This window comes from Bradyrhizobium sp. URHA0013, assembly GCF_000518345.1.
Taxonomy (GTDB): domain Bacteria; phylum Pseudomonadota; class Alphaproteobacteria; order Rhizobiales; family Xanthobacteraceae; genus Bradyrhizobium.
In genome coordinates this window covers 1,623,570-1,640,273 of the sequence record NZ_KI912426.1, presented here as the reverse complement: position 1 = coordinate 1,640,273, position 16,704 = coordinate 1,623,570, and the positions used below count along the sequence as shown (strand labels likewise).

Annotated in this window: 24 protein-coding genes; 7 read left to right on the top strand and 17 right to left on the bottom strand. The window is 63.2% G+C overall.

Going from position 1 to position 16,704, the window contains the following annotated elements:
* Positions 1–76 precede the first annotated feature (76 nt).
* Complete coding sequence (locus N551_RS0128410) at positions 77–907, top strand: response regulator (protein ID WP_081747954.1); 831 nt, start codon at positions 77–79, stop codon at positions 905–907.
* Positions 908–1,080: 173 nt separating this feature from the next.
* Positions 1,081–1,596, top strand: coding sequence for a ParB N-terminal domain-containing protein (locus N551_RS0128405; RefSeq protein ID WP_027569805.1), 516 nt, complete (start codon positions 1,081–1,083; stop codon positions 1,594–1,596).
* 188 nt (positions 1,597–1,784) lie between these two features.
* On the opposite strand, the gene N551_RS0128400 is transcribed toward N551_RS0128405, so the two are convergent.
* Both N551_RS0128400 and N551_RS0128395 read right to left on the bottom strand, forming a co-directional pair.
* Entirely contained in the window at positions 1,785–2,348 is a 564-nt protein-coding gene (locus N551_RS0128400) for a type 1 glutamine amidotransferase domain-containing protein (protein ID WP_027569804.1), read from the bottom strand.
* Between the two features lie 107 nt (positions 2,349–2,455).
* Entirely contained in the window at positions 2,456–2,752 is a 297-nt protein-coding gene (locus N551_RS0128395; RefSeq protein ID WP_245287862.1) for an HdeA/HdeB family chaperone, read from the bottom strand.
* Between the two features lie 213 nt (positions 2,753–2,965).
* On the opposite strand from N551_RS0128395, the gene N551_RS0128390 reads away from it, so the two are divergent.
* Positions 2,966–4,045, top strand: coding sequence for a hypothetical protein (locus tag N551_RS0128390; RefSeq protein ID WP_027569802.1), 1,080 nt, complete (start codon positions 2,966–2,968; stop codon positions 4,043–4,045).
* A gap of 440 nt (positions 4,046–4,485) precedes the next feature.
* On the opposite strand, the gene N551_RS0128385 is transcribed toward N551_RS0128390, so the two are convergent.
* From N551_RS0128385 to N551_RS0128375, 3 genes are all read right to left on the bottom strand, one after another.
* Positions 4,486–4,704, bottom strand: a complete 219-nt coding sequence (locus tag N551_RS0128385; protein WP_027569801.1) for a hypothetical protein — start codon at positions 4,702–4,704, stop codon at positions 4,486–4,488.
* A complete protein-coding gene (locus tag N551_RS0128380; RefSeq protein WP_027569800.1) occupies positions 4,698–4,916 on the bottom strand; it encodes a hypothetical protein in 219 nt (72 codons plus the stop codon). Before N551_RS0128380 ends, N551_RS0128385 begins: the two co-directional genes overlap by 7 nt.
* Positions 4,917–5,242: 326 nt before the next feature.
* Complete coding sequence (locus tag N551_RS0128375) at positions 5,243–6,250, bottom strand: acyl-CoA desaturase (RefSeq protein WP_027569799.1); 1,008 nt, start codon at positions 6,248–6,250, stop codon at positions 5,243–5,245.
* 267 nt (positions 6,251–6,517) lie between these two features.
* Here N551_RS0128375 and N551_RS0128370 point away from each other — a divergent pair, with 267 nt between their 5' ends.
* Positions 6,518–7,252 (top strand): lytic transglycosylase domain-containing protein, encoded by a 735-nt coding sequence (locus N551_RS0128370; RefSeq protein ID WP_371180124.1) that lies wholly within the window; start codon positions 6,518–6,520, stop codon positions 7,250–7,252.
* A gap of 12 nt (positions 7,253–7,264) precedes the next feature.
* Here N551_RS0128370 and N551_RS0128365 read toward each other — a convergent pair whose 3' ends face one another.
* From N551_RS0128365 to N551_RS0128350, 4 genes are all read right to left on the bottom strand, one after another.
* Positions 7,265–7,669, bottom strand: a complete 405-nt coding sequence (locus N551_RS0128365; protein WP_245287861.1) for a hypothetical protein — start codon at positions 7,667–7,669, stop codon at positions 7,265–7,267.
* Positions 7,666–7,959 carry a (2Fe-2S) ferredoxin domain-containing protein gene (locus N551_RS0128360; RefSeq protein ID WP_035962697.1) on the bottom strand — a complete coding sequence of 98 codons (294 nt, stop codon included), beginning with the start codon at positions 7,957–7,959 and terminating at the stop codon, positions 7,666–7,668. The genes N551_RS0128365 and N551_RS0128360 overlap by 4 nt, the downstream gene beginning before the upstream one ends.
* A gap of 136 nt (positions 7,960–8,095) precedes the next feature.
* On the bottom strand, positions 8,096–8,749 hold the full coding sequence (locus N551_RS0128355) for a hypothetical protein (RefSeq protein WP_027569795.1): 654 nt from the start codon (positions 8,747–8,749) through the stop codon (positions 8,096–8,098).
* Positions 8,750–8,997: 248 nt separating this feature from the next.
* On the bottom strand, positions 8,998–9,534 hold the full coding sequence (locus N551_RS0128350; RefSeq protein WP_027569794.1) for a helix-turn-helix domain-containing protein: 537 nt from the start codon (positions 9,532–9,534) through the stop codon (positions 8,998–9,000).
* Positions 9,535–9,734: 200 nt separating this feature from the next.
* Between N551_RS0128350 and N551_RS0128345 the strand changes: the two genes are divergently transcribed.
* Together N551_RS0128345 and N551_RS36365 are read left to right on the top strand one after the other, a co-directional pair.
* Entirely contained in the window at positions 9,735–10,085 is a 351-nt protein-coding gene (locus N551_RS0128345) for a zinc ribbon domain-containing protein YjdM (protein ID WP_027569793.1), read from the top strand.
* Positions 10,086–10,235: 150 nt separating this feature from the next.
* Entirely contained in the window at positions 10,236–10,421 is a 186-nt protein-coding gene (locus N551_RS36365) for a hypothetical protein (RefSeq protein ID WP_035962695.1), read from the top strand.
* Between the two features lie 22 nt (positions 10,422–10,443).
* On the opposite strand, the gene N551_RS0128335 is transcribed toward N551_RS36365, so the two are convergent.
* The 5 genes from N551_RS0128335 to N551_RS0128315 form a co-directional block, all read right to left on the bottom strand.
* Positions 10,444–11,364 (bottom strand): DMT family transporter, encoded by a 921-nt coding sequence (locus tag N551_RS0128335; protein WP_027569792.1) that lies wholly within the window; start codon positions 11,362–11,364, stop codon positions 10,444–10,446.
* A 90-nt stretch (positions 11,365–11,454) separates the two neighbouring features.
* Positions 11,455–11,601 (bottom strand): hypothetical protein, encoded by a 147-nt coding sequence (locus tag N551_RS39055; RefSeq protein ID WP_197031196.1) that lies wholly within the window; start codon positions 11,599–11,601, stop codon positions 11,455–11,457.
* 246 nt (positions 11,602–11,847) lie between these two features.
* Complete coding sequence (locus N551_RS0128325; protein WP_027569791.1) at positions 11,848–12,102, bottom strand: hypothetical protein; 255 nt, start codon at positions 12,100–12,102, stop codon at positions 11,848–11,850.
* Positions 12,103–12,273: 171 nt separating this feature from the next.
* On the bottom strand, positions 12,274–12,477 hold the full coding sequence (locus N551_RS0128320) for a hypothetical protein (protein ID WP_027569790.1): 204 nt from the start codon (positions 12,475–12,477) through the stop codon (positions 12,274–12,276).
* Positions 12,478–12,537: 60 nt separating this feature from the next.
* A complete protein-coding gene (locus N551_RS0128315) occupies positions 12,538–12,708 on the bottom strand; it encodes a Flp family type IVb pilin (RefSeq protein ID WP_007609602.1) in 171 nt (56 codons plus the stop codon).
* Positions 12,709–13,055: 347 nt separating this feature from the next.
* On the opposite strand from N551_RS0128315, the gene N551_RS0128310 reads away from it, so the two are divergent.
* Complete coding sequence (locus N551_RS0128310) at positions 13,056–14,366, top strand: hypothetical protein (protein ID WP_027569788.1); 1,311 nt, start codon at positions 13,056–13,058, stop codon at positions 14,364–14,366.
* Positions 14,367–14,375: 9 nt separating this feature from the next.
* On the opposite strand, the gene pdxY is transcribed toward N551_RS0128310, so the two are convergent.
* From pdxY to N551_RS0128295, 3 genes are all read right to left on the bottom strand, one after another.
* Entirely contained in the window at positions 14,376–15,188 is an 813-nt protein-coding gene (pdxY, locus tag N551_RS0128305) for a pyridoxal kinase (RefSeq protein ID WP_027569787.1), read from the bottom strand.
* A 49-nt stretch (positions 15,189–15,237) separates the two neighbouring features.
* Entirely contained in the window at positions 15,238–15,879 is a 642-nt protein-coding gene (locus tag N551_RS0128300) for an FMN-binding negative transcriptional regulator (protein ID WP_027569786.1), read from the bottom strand.
* Between the two features lie 92 nt (positions 15,880–15,971).
* Positions 15,972–16,616: a TetR family transcriptional regulator gene (locus N551_RS0128295; protein WP_027569785.1), complete on the bottom strand. Its 645-nt coding sequence runs from the start codon at positions 16,614–16,616 to the stop codon at positions 15,972–15,974.
* Between the last annotated feature and the right edge of the window lie 88 nt (positions 16,617–16,704).

Here is a 16,704-nt window from a genome sequence, read left to right as displayed (position 1 = left end):
AGCGGAGATGTGAATAAAAATTCACAATTATAAGCTGAGCCCTATTGTCACCCTTTACTCTTTTGATTGATTAGACATGCCAGATGATCCGAATCCTCTCGTACCTCAGGAAAACGCAGGCGCCGCAAAAGATCCTGCCGCTGATCCGTCGGCCACGATCCCCGTCCGCAACAAGTTCATATCCGACGTTTGGTCATCGCTTGTTACGTTACTCATCGGATTGGCTTGGCCGGCGACGTTGCTAATCCTGATCTATATGGCCGTCCAGCACACCAACATGAACGCAATCCAGACGTTCGTGAATGCTTTCATGCGAGACAAGCAATCCGTCGAGATTTCTGCCGGTAAGGACGGGCTCACTTTCAAGTTGGTCGCGCAACAAGTTCAGAATGGATTATCGCAACAACTTGCAGCCAAACCTGGGGAAGCAAATACGATTTCTCGACGAGATCCTACCAGTCCCGAGGCAAAAAACGCGACATCAAAGCTGATGTCGCAGAATTTGCAGCCACCGGAAACACGCATGAAAGTTTTGTGGATCGACGATCATCCGCAGAACAATATTGGCCTACAATATGCGTTTCAGACCCTTGGGATGATCGTCGTTTGTATCGACAGCGATGCCGGTATATCTGCATCTTTTGCAACCGCAGGACTGTTTGACGTAGTCATTACAGACATCGGGCGAGACGGCAGCGGAATGAGGGCCGCCGATAAGACCGCCGGCTTAAAGACCATCGATAACATCAAGTCGAGCCATCCGAATATTCCAATCATTGTCTACTCCGGTAGCTTCGCAAACCGGCCTTCAAGCGAGGCACTTGTGTCGCCCGTCATAACGATCACGGATGACCCGCAGAAGGTCTTTGATCTCGTAATTGATATCGCGTCAAAGAAGATAACTTAAGGAAAGGATCGGAAATGGCGGCGACAGCTCGTAGGATGGGTAGAGCCCTTGCGAAACCCATCATTCGGCGATCAATGCCGCCGAAATTACCTTTGCGGTCGAGCCCCTCCCTCCTAAACTCCGACCACCGCCGGCATGGGTTCCGACGGGCCCGGTAGAAGCGGAGTCGAGTTATGCCCAAACCGGAAAGCTTCCCGATCGAGAAGATTTTCGTTCCCACGAAGCAGAAGAAAGCCATCAAGCCCGAGACCGTCGAGGAGATTGCAGAAAGCATGCTGGAGATCGGACAGCAGAGCCCCATTTCCGTTCGGCTCGACGGAGACCGGCTCGTTCTGGTCGAGGGATTGCATCGGCTCGAAGCCTGCAAGGCGCTCGGCGAGACGACCATTCTCGGTGTCCTGGTCCCGGCCGAGCTTGCTCAGCACAAGCCGCAGCTCGCCGAACGCCCCGAAGTCGAGGCAGAGCGCCTCAAGATGGCGCGATTGAAGCAATTGCGCCTGGAGAAGGAAGCCGCGGAGGCATCGACGACTGCCTTGAGGAGCGTCCACGCAACGGATGCACCGCGGTCCCGTTCGACCAAAGGCACCCGCGACAATCCAAAGGTATCACCGGGCCGGACCGAGAAATCCAGACCGAAAACATTGTCGGACTGGATCACGCAGCAAAAGGGCAGCGGCAGCCGCTATTGATTGCTGGCTCCAGATTCTGGCGCGTAAGGTGGGTTAGCGAAGCGTAACCCACCTCTTTTGTTTTCTCCGGCAAGTCGTGGGGGGTACGCCTTCGGCTAACCCACCCTACGAGCTACGAGCCAATTTCATTTCGATAGCGCCACGTGAACCGGGGTTGGATGGCATCGCCTCGCGCACCGCCAACACCCTTACGCCGCGTTGCTGCGCTGGGTGTGGCGGCCTTCCTTCACCTCTTCGATGATCTTGGCGCTGAAGGCCTTGAGGTCACCCGGGTTGCGCGAGGTGATGATGCCCTGGTCGACGACGACCTCGGAATCCTCCCACTTCGCCCCGGCATTGGCGATGTCGGTCTTGATCGATTTGTAGGAGGTCATCCTGCGGCCCTTCGCGATGCCGGTCTCGACCAGCAGCCAGGGCGCATGGCAGACCGCGGCAACGACCTTCTTGGCATCGAAGATGCTCTTGATGAAGGCCAGCGCCTTGGGCTCGACGCGCAAGAGATCTGGGTTGATCTGGCCGCCGGGCAACACCAGCGCGTCATAATCGCCGGCCTTGGCCTGATCGAGGGTCTTGTCGACTTTGACGGGGCGGCCCCAGTCTTTCTCGTCCCAGCCCTTGATCTCGCCGGGCTGCAGCGAAATGATCTCGACGGTCGCTCCGGCCGCCTTGAGGGTATCACGCGGCACTTCGAGCTCCGATTGCTCGAAGCCGTTGGTCGCAAGAATCGCAATCTTTTTCCCGGCCAGTTCCATCCGTGTCTCCGTTGATCGTGGGGTGATGCTCATCAATCGAATGATTTTGCATTTGGTTCCCAAGCCCAACATTACGGTAAGAGCTCGTCGGGTAGACGAGCGAGGCGCTACTTCGTATTGGCCTCGACCGCATCCAGCAGCGGCATCTCGCGATGCGACTCGCAGAAGCGCGATAGCTTGTTGCCGTTCTTGTTCAGCGCTTGCGTGTCCACAACGGGATTGTTGCGGCGGCCGGCGTAGAACCCGGCCAGCCAGACGTTCACGGTCTGCATGTGGGTAATGCGCTGGGTGATGTACTGGTCGCAGCTGATCTTGGAAACATCGACCAGCACCTGGGCCTTGGCCGGCACCGCCAGCAGCAGGGCGGCGAAGGCACCAAGGACGATCACTCTTGTCTGAACCATGTTTTCCTTCCGATGAATGCCTGCACGCTGGAGGCGGTCGGGCGCTGCCTGCTTGATCCAGATCAAGGGGCCCGCTACCCCGCGACCCGCCCTCCTTCGAGCCCGCCATAATTTCTCCTTCGCACGCGCGTTGTGTGGGACAGCGGCGAGACCTATCGTTCCGATTGAACTGCCGCACTCCCATTGACGCCCGACTGGATCGAGAGCGCATCGGTGCCCGAGACGAACGACCCCAAGCCTGACGACCACAAGGCAGACGCGCCCAAACCTGAGGCCCCCAAGCCGGACGCGGGGCGCGCCGATGGCGGGCTGGCGCGGGCTTACGACCGGATCAAGAGCGCGGAGCAAGACCTTGCGCGGCTGGACCGGCTGGTTTCCGGAATGGAACGCGGCAGCGAAAGCCCACGGGTCTCGCGAGCAAGCGCCGCCGCGGAGGCAGTCCAGCCTCCCAAAGACGAGATTCCCAAGGAGGAGCCTCCCAAGGACGAGCTTCCCAAGGCCGCGGCGCCGGCGCCGGATAGCCAAGTTCGCGATCAAGGCCTGATGGGAGACCGGCCCATGCGGCGCGCTCTGATCGGCCTCGTGCTGGCAATCGGCGTTCTCGGTGTCGCCTTCGCTTCGCAATATCGCGATGAGGCCAGGTCGATCAGCAGGTCGATCATGGCGCGATGGGCTCCGCCGGTCGCGAAGCCGCCTCCGCCATCCTCCGCTGTCGAAAGTCCGGCGCCACCGCGGGCCGTGCAACTGGCTGCCGCGGATGAGCCCGGCACGGTGCCAGCGCCGCCGGTCGCCAAGGACACGGAGAGCAATGCAGGATTTGACGCTTCAAGACCCGATGCCTCGAGATCCGACGCCTCAAGAACCGGCGCCACAACGCCTGACCCGTCGTCGTCTGATCTCGCGCAATCGCTCAAGACCATCAGCAGCGAGCTCGCGAACATCAACGGAAAGCTCGAGCAACTGAAAAGCCGCAGCGAACAGACGCTGCGCGAGCAGGCCGACACCATTCAACAGCTCAAGGCGGCGCAGGAGAAGGATGCGGCGGCCAATGCGCGCCTCGCCGCACAGGTCCAGACGCTGCAAAAGGAGCTGACGACTTCACCCGCATCCGCACCTCCATCCGCGCCTGCATCCGCGAAACCCGCCCCGCGCAGCGTGATCAACAACGATGCCGCTGCGCCTGCACGGCCGCACGCTCAAGCGGCCGCACCTCGGCGGCCCAGGCCGTCGCGAGGGCCCTGGATGCCCCCGCCCTATATGGTCGATCCCTATTACGGCGATCCGGATTGGTGAGCGCGCTGGGCGAATGAGCCGACTTTACGGAGCCGCCGATCGAAGGCGGCCCCGGATGTTGAGTGGGTTTGCGTTTAGCGCCAGCCACGATGACGGCCCCTGCTCCAGCCATAGTGATGACCGTGGCCGCCACGTCCCATGTGACCGTGGCCGTGTCCATGACCGCCGCGCGCGAGAATCACCGGACTGTCGGAGCCAGCGACCAGCGTCTCCGCCGCAACCCGGGGCATGGCAGAAGCGGATAGTGTCGACATTGCCGCGATTGCGCACGCGGCAACGCCGATCAACAAATGACGTATCATGTTGGGGATTCTCCAGGAGCCGCGTGATCGCGGCTGCAGATGTGAATGCTTCCGCGGCCCCAGAGTTCCATCCACGCATCAGGGCACGGCAATCAACGCAAGCACGTCTGCGCCAGCACGCAAGCCTGCGGACCGGCATCAATCACGCGACGAGATCTGAAGCTCCATCAACGCCATGCGCTCCAGGACAGCGGGGTCTCGCTCGCCCTCCTTCGCCGTGCGAAGGATTGTTTCCGCGATCGACCGGACATGCGCAGAGCTGACCGGGGCCGGCAGTGACGCCACCGCCGTGTCCAGCGCGGTCTTCATGACGCCGATGGTTTCAGGCGTAAAAGATACATTCGAAAAGTCTAACATGCTGGATCCGATCTGGAGGTCATCACGAGCGTCGCTTGGTTCGAATGGCTGCTGATCTGCGCGATCCGGTCGACCAGGGCCGCTAGATGTCGCGGCAATGGGTCGTGCTCGCCGCCAAGCTTGATCCGCAGGCGGTCGCCTATTTCATTGCAGATCGCCAGGCTGGAGCCGCGGTCGATCTGAATGGCATTGCGAACATCGGGGCTGTTCATGAAGGTTTCCGGTTGATACGCACGGAGGACGCTTCGCGCCGAGCCGCGCTCACAACGCGACTGCGGTCTTTATTCAGGCGAGGATCGGAGGTTCGATCTCGCTACGCTCGGGGATCATAGGCTCAACGGCTCCCTTGGGCCAGAGTTCCCTCCGAACACAACTTATGTTTGGATTTCACCGATGGCGTCCAAGCCAACGCGGGATAGATACGGTTTGGCCCGCGCCTCACGCACAAAGCCCGTAGGTGGGTAGAGCACTTGCGAAACCCGTCGCGTCATAATGGCAACTGATGGGTTTCGCTTCCGCTTGACCCATCCTACCTGCTTCAGACCATCGCTTCGGTATCTGCCACTGGACGCTTTCCGTCCTCCGAATCTCCAGAGCGAACAGCCCTGCTTCCGGCCGCGAAAATGTCGTGCACCAACCCGAGCTTCCCCAGCCCCAGAATGATCAGGCCGTTGATATCGATCTCGTACCAGGCGTGCGAAATGTAGGCGTCGCGCGGAAACCGGTGATGGTTGTTGTGGAGGCCCTCACCGAAGGTGAGGATCGTGGTCACGAACTCGTTGGTGGTGCCGTCGTCGAGATCGAAGCGGCGGTAGCCGTAGCGGCCGTCGCTGTGGCAGACCGAATTGACCATCGAGGTGGCCATGGTCATGAGGTAGCTGCGGAACAGGCCGGAGAACAGGATGCAGCCGGTCATCGTGTGCACGCCGCCGAAGGCGTAGCCGATCGCGCCCGGAATGATCACCGCCGAGAGCGCGTACCAGTACCAGCGTGTCCTGGTGAAGAACATCGCGATCGGATCGGCCAGGATATCCTTGGCGTAGTATCCGGCATCGGTGGTGGCCTGGTCCCACACCCAGCCCCCTTGCGCATGCATCATCCCCTTGGCGAATGTGACATAGGGGTTGCCGTCGCCGTCATAGTAAGGGCTGTGGACGTCGCCGGGCTTGTCGGAGTGCAGATGATGCCGGCGATGATTGCTCACCCATTTCAGGATCGAGCCCTGCACCGCCATGGTGGCGATGGCCGCGAACAGCGTCCGCATCACCGGACCGCAGCGGAAGCTGCGGTGCACGAAGTAGCGATGCATGAAGCCGATCCCGACCGTGGACAGCGCGAACGTCCCGGCGAAGACCGAAATCTCCACCCAACCGATGCCTTGCCAGAACGCCCAGACCAGCGCCGCGATCGAACCGCCGATCATGATGACGAAGGAGATGTAGGAGTCGCGAAACTTGGCCTCGACCACCGGCCCTTCGACCAGCACGCCCGGCGGCATTTTCCGCTCCGCGCCTTCCGCCGACACCACGCTTTCGATTACGGTCATTCCAGCCGATCCATTCACACAAAATTATCCCTGTTGCGGTGCACAGTACAACCTCGGGTTATTTCCATCAAGGATGCGAACTGCCGTGGGAGTACGGACCGGCGGCTTGAAAGGACGCGACCAGAGCGAAAAGAAGCCGGATTTCAAGCCTGGTGGTAGCGTTAACCAGGTGCAAAGCCTCCGCAATGCACTCCCAGAAGACCGATGCCAGGACGAAGCAAGCCCCTCCTCTCTCGCCTTCGCAAGCTCAGGCGACGCGCACGATGGATGCGAAAGACCTTCGCGCGCGCACCGCGGATGGTCCGGATCGCGGGCGGCGTGGCGATGCTGCTTGCGGTCGTCGTGCTCGTGAACATCGCCTATCAAACCATGCGCAAGCCGACCGAGCTGTTCGTCCTTGTCGGCCACGCGCTCGACAAGGATCCACCGGAGACCTGGCGGCAATACGGGCCGCTATTCCGCAAGCATGCCACCGCGACGATCACGCCCGAATTGCTGGCCGCGCTGGCGCAGGTCGAGACATCGGGCAATCCGCTGGCGCGCACCTACTGGCGCTGGCGATGGAGTTTTAATCCGCTCGCGATCTACCGGCCCGCCTCCAGCGCCGTCGGCCTCTTCCAGATGCTGGACGCAGCCTATGCCGACGCCGCGCGGTTCTGCGTTCGTGGCAACGCGGTCACGGAGGCCGGCTGCGGCTCTCCCTTCCTCTATATCCGCGCAATCCCGAGCCACGCCATCGAGCTGGCATCGGTCTATCTCGATCGCAATGTCGCCGATGTGCTCACCCGTGCGGGCGATGTGAAGGCGAGTGCGCGCGAGAGACAGGATCTCGCCGCCTTCATCCATCTCTGCGGCGCCGGCCCCGCCACGGCCTATGCGCGCCGCAAGTTTGCGATGAGCGCCGACGAGCGCTGCGGCGATCACCTCGTCGCGAGCTATGTCGCCAGGGTCAACGTAATGAAGCGGCAGTTTCTGCGGCTTGCGGCGGAGGATGGCGGTTAGGAACGGCGCCCTTCACCACCAATACGGCCACCGCCAGCCCTCGTAGCGGACATACGACGACACCAGCGGCGGGCCGTAGGGGTCGACCCGGTCGTCTTCCGGGCGATAACGATAGCGCGGAACGATATTGTAATCCCACGGCGTTGGCCTGAGCACGGGGACATCCACCCTCAGCCGTTGTTCATCCACCACGCGAGCCTTCCGCGTCCGGGCTTCGGCATCCGATATCCCGAGATTGCCCAGCACCAGGGCGGTTCCGAGCGCACACGCGACAGTCATGATCTTCATGCGTTGGTCTCCTTGCCGCCAGAGTGCAAAAGGACGCCAGGCAAGGCAAGCGAATTTGCGATCAAGCTTTGCCGGAATGACCGACGCCGGCCGCTCCGCCGTTTCGGCGCAGCGCAGACCGACCATCATGCGCCGGGCTTGCCATCCAACAGCGCGAGCGCTCGCGGCACCTGATCGCGGTCCGCAACCAGCACATATTCCTGCCGCGCCAGGCTGGCGCCGCTCGCGATCACGATCGATTGCTTCGGGCACAGGCCGAAGCATCCGGTCACGATCAGCTTGGCCGGCTTGGTGCCGTCGCGCTTGTTCGCCTTCAGTTCGGATTTCAGCGCACGCCTGACGTCGCGGCCGTCGTCGCTGCGCTTGAGGCACTTGCGGCAAACCAGGACAGGCGCCGCGCGGCGCGAGCGCACGATCATTGGGCTTGCAGAATTGGGGCTTTTAAAAATCGACGGCTTTTCAGACATGGCAACCTATGTGGGACATCAGTCCATATAGGCATGGAACCGCGACCTCGCCGCCAAGGACGACGACGCGGCGCGCATGGCCGGGCATTTACTCCCGCGCGCGACGCACAGCCTCCGCCAGCTTCATCCTCTGCTTGTCCCACCGGCTCTGCTCCGCCTCGGCGCGTTCGTCGAGTGCAGCGCGCTCGGCTTCAATCGTCTCCGCCCGCGATTCGTGCTCCCGCCTCGCTTCGTCCAATGCGGCCTGCGCAGTTGCGACCGCCTTGTCGCGACGCGCGCGCTCCTTGGCGCGGGCGGCCTCCTCCTTGCGGCGCTCGGCTTCCCGCCGCTTCTCTTCCTTCTCGAACGCCGCGGCGGCCTTGCGCGCCTGTTGAGCGTCGATCTTGCGGGCTGGTTGCTTTGCAGCCTTTGAAGGACTCTTTTTCGGTTTGGACTTCGCTTTGGACTTGGCCTTGCGCTTCGGCCCGGCCTCGTCGTCAGCGAGATCGGTCGGCAACTCGGAATGCTCGGTGAACGCCCCGTCCGATCCGACCGGACGCCGGAGCACCACGCCCGGCTTCTCCATCGTCGCCGCGACGATGTCGGGGTCGTCGGTCTCCTTCGCGGCGCCCTGGTGAAACAGATTGGACCTGGCGCCCCAGGCATCCAGCGCCGCCTTCATCGAGGGCGCGGCGATCGCCTGGTCGTAGAAGCCGAGCGAGGTCTGATAGGTCTTCAGTTTTCTTTTTGGTGTCTTCGGCATGTCGCTCCGCAGCCGGCGAGCCACCAGCTTCCAGCGGCGCCATCATGCCATACTGCCCCTGTTTTGCCCGACGAGTCAAATTCGATTCGGTATCGCCGAAGTCGATGCGAGGCTCGTAGCCCGCTGCGCTCCATCCGTGCTACGGCTCAACACCACCGTTTTTTCGGATTTTCAACACGCTGAAATCCCTCGGGATTTCTACTGTGCATGGGGTTGTTTTCGACGTTCTTATTTTGACGGGGTGCTGACTACGCCGCGTCGACGTCCTCGGGCGCCGGCCCTGCGACGAGCCCATCGAGACCGACCATCAGCAGATCGGCGATGTGCATCAGCTGGTACAGCGGAATGTCCGCCAGGCCCTGCTCGGCCAGCGAGACGAAGGCCGGCGTGGCGCCGATGAGTTCGGCGAGCTGGCCTTGCGTGTAGCCGCGTTTTTCGCGCGCAGCCCTGAGGCGCGCGCCGATCCCGAGCCGGTGCCGGGACTGCTCGTCCGCCGTCATCATCACGGCCTGCTCGTCCGCGCTCGCATAGCCGTCCGCGAACGCGCTGCCGATCAGCCGGCCCTTGCGCCAGGCGACGCGGCAGTCCTTGCGCAGTCCGCTGCTGAAGACCAGCGTGAACTGCTCGGCGACCCAGAGCGAGGCGTTGAGGCCGAGGCGCGCGCCGGTGCCCGAGACATCGCGGATCGTGCAGGGCGCGCTGATGATCTTGCCGGTACCGTTGTCGAATTCGACAATGCCGGTGCGTAGCGTGTGATGTCTGACTGCGGCGCGATGCTCGCTCATGACCAGAACACTCCCTTCCGCCGCGACGTCGAACCGGCGCAGCCACAAATTCCGGACCTCGATACCGCAGAGTTTTTCCTGAACTCCTAAGTTTCCAAGGGTTCGACCAGGACTGAAAGCCATGGTAAAGGATTTGCTCCCAATCCATCTTTTCCGGCGGAAAGCGTGCGGCGCGCCCGTGACGGGCGACGAGGCAAACGATGACCGACGCGATGAAATGTCCGACCTGCAACTCCGAGCACGCCTATCAGGATCGCGGCCTCTGGGTCTGCCCGGAATGCGGCCATGAATGGAGCGGCACGGCGGAGGCCGCCGCGGACGCCGCGCAGGAGGCCGGCGTGCGCGATGCCAACGGCAATGCGCTCACTGATGGCGACAGCGTCATCGTGATGAAGGATCTCAAGGTCAAGGGCTCCTCCTCCGTCGTCAAGGGCGGCACCAAGGTCCGCAACATCCGCCTGCAGGACGCGACCGACGGCCACAACATCGCCTGCAAGATCGACGGCATCGGCGCGATGAACCTAAAATCGGAGTTCGTGAGGAAGGCGTAAACCGAGGCATGTCGCAATGTTCAGAAGTGGACATACGTTGCTGCGCCGGACCGCTACCCATGAGCCGACATCCGTACGAACAAGACTTGGGAGGCCGCTCTGCGAGGACCGCCAACAAGCGACGCGACCAAACCAAACCCGACCGATGACATGTTCGACAATCTGAGCGATCAGGCCGTCTTGCGATTGTACGAAAACATCCGGCATCAGGTTGTCGCCGACAAGGCTCTCGGAGGCAGGTATCGGCTGCTCGGCAAATCCGCCAGCGAGCGCGCCGAGCGGCTCGGGCGGGAGCTGACCGGCCGCGGCGTCAAGTTCACCACCATCGAATGGTAAGCGCCGTGCGGAGGCTTGCGGTCTATCGCTGCCTCTGCGCCAGATAGAATCCGCACAGCACCGTCACCAATCCCGCCGTCTGCAATAGTGTCGGCGGCTCGCCGAGCAGGAGCCAGCCGGTGAGCACCGTCAGCGCCGGCACGCAGGCGGGGACAACGGCGGCGCGGGCAACGCCGAGGCGTTGGACCGAGACGGCGAACAGATAAAGCGCAGCCGGACCCGCAAGCACGCCCTGCGCCAGCGCCTGGATGGCGTTCTCACCGACACCGATCGCCGCGATCCGCGCGAGGCCGCCGGTCATGAGGTAGATCGGCAGCAGCAACAGCGACAGCACGTTGATGACGAGCGCGGCCGACACGGCGGAGACACGCCAGTGGCGCACCAGCGCGCCGAAACCTGCGAACATCAATCCGGTCAGCACGAAGGTGAGATCGCCCAGCACGCCATCGACGCCGATATGACCGATCGATTCCGCGCCGATCACGCCGAGCCCGGCGACGATGACGAGGGCGCCAGCGATGCGCGACGCGGAGACATGCTCTTTCAGAAACAAGGCCGCGAGCAGCAGGCCGCCGAGCGTCGCGCAGGAGGGCTGGATCACGCTGCCATGGCCGAGCGGCACGAACAGAAAACCGGTGTAGGAGATCAGCGACATCACGGGGCCGCCGAGCACCATCAGCGCAAGGCCCCTGCCCCAGCCGATGCCGCAGAGATCGGAGATTCCGCCGCGTATCACCAGCGGCAGGAACGCGATGCCGGACCAGACATAGCGATGCACCAGCAGATCGACCGGCGTGAAGCCGACCTTGAGCCCGTGCCGCGTGCCGGCAAAGCCGAGCGCCCAGAACACCGCCGCGGCAAGGCCGCAGAGCACGCCGACAAGCGCCGGCGCCTGATCGTTCTTCCGAATGAGAGCGTCGGCGCCGCTCGTCAGCTGATCCATGGGACAAAGCGGTACGCCGACGGAGGCCACGGCTCAACCCATGTGCCTGCAAGGCTGGCACGCAGGCGAGAGACGCCAGCGCGCCTTCTCTCAGAAGAACCCGGGGCTGAGATCGAGCCCATAGGTCAGGCTCAGAACGAACACGAACAGCGCGGCGGCTGCGAACAAAGCGATGTGCCTGAGAATGAAGGCGCGCGGCGAGACGCTTGCAACAACGGCTTTCTGTGCAACGGGCATGACTACTCCATTATGAAAATGATTCTTGGCTGCTCAATAAGCGGCGCCCGCATCAAGCGCCGCGATCTGCAAAGCAACTATTAAAGAGATCACACTCGCTTTGAACGGCCGTACACAACCGCACGTGATCATGACTCGCTGCGCCAAAAAAAGACCGCGCTCCCGAAAGGGAACGCGGTCCAGGCAGGCTCGAAGAAAACGAGCCTGCATCACGTTGGCTTGATGTTGGCTTGTGGCGTCCCCAGATCAGCGGGCGCTGCCCGTCGTGACGTCAGCCGTCTTCACCTTGCGCGGCGACAGAACGCGGGTCTGGTGGACCGAAGCGACAGTAGTGGGCGCCGAGGCCTGCTGCTCGACATGCGCTGCACCGAGCACGCGCACCTGCATCGGGGAGACCGGAAAGCCGTTGACCTCATAAGTCGGCAGCTCGGCGGCGAAAGCCGCGGTGCTGCCCGCGATCGTCAGAATGGCGGCGGCGATCGACAGAGTCTTCTTGTTCATGGGTGATGCTCCTGATGGAAGGTTCGGAGCACATCTAAGCTCATTTTGCTGCGTTGCGACATGCGTTGCTGCATTGCAACAACGCGCCCGGTGCATAGCAATATGTTTAATGCGCACAAAGCTTTGGCCGAATCACCGCCGACTGCGACATGACACTTTTATGAGCGGCGGTCAGCCGCCGAGCACGTGTCCCCAGCCGTCGAAGACGTAGGTCTTCCAGATCACGGTTCCGTCCTGTCCCGGCTGGCTGGCACGCCTGAAATCGTCAGCCTGCTCAGCGGTCCACGTGATGATCGTATCGGAGAGCTGGTCGTGCAGGATGGCGGGCTCGGAAGGATCGAAGGCGTCCATGGGACGAAGCGACGAATGCGTCATGGCCGCCTAACGCGCCAGCCGGCCCAAGGTTGCGAAGCGCCGGGCGCCGCACCGCACAGCTTATTTCAGCGCTGTCGCCAGCGATTGCAGCTTTGCGACGAGGTTGGTGCCGAGGGCGTAGATGATTTCGATGATCGCGAGCGCGATGCCGGCTGCGATTAGGCCGTATTCGATCGCGGTAGCGCCGGATTCATCGGCAGCGAATTCGGCCCATTTGCATTTCAGTTTCATGTGCGTGTCCTTCCCAACTCTGCCGGAATCGCCGACACGGGAGACTTGCACAGCCACAATCCAAGATTGAGTAAATTCAGTCGCCTCAAGTTGATGACAATGAATGCCGCATTTGCGGGCCCTTTCGACTACGGCCCCCTGAAACCACAATGGAACCCGCGTTGCCCGCGCGCAACACCCGCTCGAAAAGCCCCATTTCGCCGAATTGCGCCATTGCGCCGCCACACCGTCCTCCGAACAATCGACGCGCGGCGTGCCTTTTCGTGCAAGGCTGTTTGGCCAAGACTGTCTGGTCAAGTCTGTTCGGAGAAGACGAGGTTCGACAGAACCGTTTGGAGGCAGGGATCATGAATGATCGGCGGTCTCTTCTGGTGGCGGTCTCCTGCCCCTCGGCGGTTCTCGCTGGCTGGCTGGCGCTCTCTTTGTCCGCCTATGCCCCTGCCCTTATCGAGAACAGCGGCGCGAATGCTTCCGCCGTCTCGCGCGCGAAGGATCTCAGCCGGCTTGACCTCGCGGACATCCCGCACGCTGCGGCCATCGAGGACGGCGTCGCCCTGACCGCCGACATCGCGGCCGCCATCGCTGCGACACCGTCGATCGTAACCACTGAAACGGCAGCGCCCGAGGCGCCAGCTCCGGCCATCAAGCTCGCCTCGGCCGACCCGTTGCTGATCTTGCCGACCGAAGCGCCGCTCGTGCCGCAGATTTCAACTGAGCCGACTCCAGTCGCCAGCGAGGTGGCTCCGGCTCCCGCGCCGGAGCCCGTGATTAAGCTCGCCTCGGCCGATCCCACCGAGATCGTGACGACGGACGCACTGTCGCCCGCGACGATCGCGACCGGCCCTGCGCCTGCCGCGAGCAAGGCCTCGCCGTCCGCGGACACGACCGCGGTGCTCGACGAATGCTACGTCATGGAAGCCTGCATCGACCGTTATCTCTGGGCGCTCTACCAGCGCACGCCCAAGGAAGACTCGGTCAAGGTCGAGGATCGGCGCGCTGTCACCGTCAAGCGCAAGGGCAAGATGGTGACCGTGATGCGCAGCTTCACGAAACTGGTCGACGAGGACTTTGGCTGGAAGGATCCGAAGGCGGCCGACCGCGCCGGCATGTCGATGATGGACTACGTCATCGGCGGCATGGACAAGAGTTTCAAGAAAAAGCTGTTTCGCACGTTGCTCGCGGCTGAGGCTGCCGGGCTTTCGCCGGGCATCACCAGCGCGTTCCGGGACGACTATCGCCAGTCGATCGCGAGCGGCCTGAAGGCTGCCTCGGACCGCTCCTATCACGGCGGCAGCACGCGCGGCGGCTACGGCCACGGCATGGCGGCCGACATCGTCAGCACCAAGGGCGACAACCGCGCGCAACGCTGGGTCTCGACCGAGGTGCTGTGGAAGTGGGTCGATGCCAATGGCAAGGCGCTCGGTATCGGCCGACCCTATCTCGGCCGCGATCCCCCGCATGTCGGCCCGGTCGACGGTACGGAATATGTCTCGCGCCGAGGCACGTCGGACCGTAAGGAAGCCAGCGTCAAGCCGAGGAAGGCGCGGGCCGTGGCAAGCGCAAAGCCGCCAAAGGCGAAGGCACAGGCGACGCGCGAGCAGAAGGTTCCGGCAAAGCCGCAGAAATCAGCGCAATCGGCCGCGAAACGCGCGACCTGAGTATCCAGCTTATCGTCCCGGCGTCGGCAGCGGCACGAGCTGCATCTCGACGGTGCCCGCCTCCTGAGTCCGCACCAGCACTGCAAAGATGGTTTCGACCGCGAGCCGTACCGCCGCCTCGGTCGCTGTGCCCTTGGCCAGATGCGCCGCGACCAGGCCCGTGAGAAGATCGCCGGTGCCTGAGGGGCGGATCGGCAGGCGCGGCGTCGCAAAGCGCGACAACTGACCGTCGGCGCACAGAATCGTTTCCACCTGCCCTTCCGCCGTATCAGTGAGCGTGCAACCGGTGGCGACCACGTCGACGTGGCCGGTCCCGGCCAGCGCTGCGCACGCCGCGCGCAGACCCTGCGCATCCGCGATGTCGAGGCCTGCGAGCAGCCCGAGCTCGAACTGGTTCGGCGTGGTCAGATTGGCGGCCGGCAGCAGCCGGTGCCGGACCACGTCCAGGATGCCGTCGGCGACGTAGACGCGGCCATCGTCACCGATCACGGGGTCGCAGAGATAGATCAGCTTTGGATTGCGTGTCAGCGCCCGCTCTACGAAATCGGCAATGACAGCGGCATTGCCGGACGAACCGAGATAGCCGGTGACGAGGACCGCGGCCTCGTCGACGAGATCGCGCTCCTCGACGCCTCTCAGCAGATTTGCAACGAGCTCGGTCTCCAGCACCCGCCCGCGCAGGGTCGGATAGCGCGGATGGTTCGACAGCAACGTGGTCGGCACCGCCGCGACATTCACACCTTCCGCCTGCATGGCATAGGCGGCGGCGCTGTTGCCGACATGGCCGTGGACCACCTGGCTTTGAATGGAGATGACGAGCATGAAGGAGGTCCGTAGGAGTAATCGTCAAGCGGGACAAGGGTCGCCCAGATCACGAAAAATCATATCCAAGCCCCGGCCGCAGCGCTTGCATCTTCCGCGCCAGCCGCCGATGCCCGCTCTCCTCCGACCGCGCCAGCCGGCCGGCGACCGCGACGTGATCCGCATCGCTCTTGTGCTGGTTGAGCTTGGCCTGCCCCTCGACGGTATCCACCACGAGATCGATGACGCGAATGGTGGCCAACATGGTCTCGCGCTTGTCCGGCTCCATCTGCGCCAGGTCCCAGGGCGCCTTCGGCAGCCGCGCTTCGGCGACCGCGAGTAGCGCATCGCCGTGCCCGCGGTTCTCGTCGAGCCCGCGCACATGCGCCACGCCCGACAGGTGCACGGCCTCGTACAGCCAGGTCGAGACGTTGTCGCGCGAAGAATACCAGTCGTTGGAGATGTAGGCGTCATCGCCGGCAACGATCAGCAGAAAGCGCCGCACGCCATCCGCGAGCGGAACGAGCGGATTCCTGGCGGTGAAATGGATCTGGACGATCGCGCGCCCCTCACGTTGCTCCAGCACGAAGGGCACATGCGAGGCGCGCGGACCGCGCTCATCCGCAGCGACGATCATGCCGAAGCCGCGCTGGGTTGCGAATTCCAGCGCTTGCTGCTCCTCGATGCGGAATTGGGGGCGGAGGACATGCATGGCGGGGCGCTCGTTAGCGGGCTGGAGGACAAATCGAGGCTAACTCATGATCCGGTCAGATCAGAAGCGATATTGGCCCGCAAACGCGGATGTCAGGAATGATCTCGCCGCCGCGCAAGCTCATCGATATAGGCGCAGAACATGTCGGCCATTGCGTCGGCATGACGCGCGATCTCCGCGTCGTTGCGCGGTGTCTCCGAGAACTGCTTGCCGCCCTCGCTCAGCGTCGTCTTGATCAGCTCGCCGGCAAGCTCCCGCGTCGCATCCGGCGCCTTGGGCAGGGCCTCCCGCATGAAGGCCGCGACGATGCCCTTACCGGCGGCCCGCGCGTCGTGTGCTTCGGGCGCATCGCGATAGAGCGGCGCGGCGTCGCTGAGCGCCGTGCGGATCGCAGCCTCCTCGCACTCGGAGCGAATGAAGGCGTGGACCAGCGCGCGCAGCCGCACCAGTGGCGGCTTCGCCCGGTCCGCCAGGATGCCGCGCAGGAGCTCGCTCGTGCACCGCCACTCGTCGCTCTGGAGGCGGAACAGGATCGCCGCCTTGTTCGGAAAATATTGATAGAGCGACCCGACGCTCACCCCGGCTCGCTCGGCCACCCGCGCCGTCGTGAAGCGCTGTGCCCCCTCCTTTGCCAGGACCTGAACAGCCGCGTCCAGAATGGCCGCCAGCAGCTCGTTCGAGCGGGCCTGCTGCGGCTGTTTTCGTGAGGAAACTGAACGGCTTCGGCGATCGGCCATGGGGCCCTCGGGCAATGCGAATAGCGAATGCGACGAATTAGTCGTATTTCAATTCTCACGCAAGCACTCGCCTCTCGGCGACATCTGG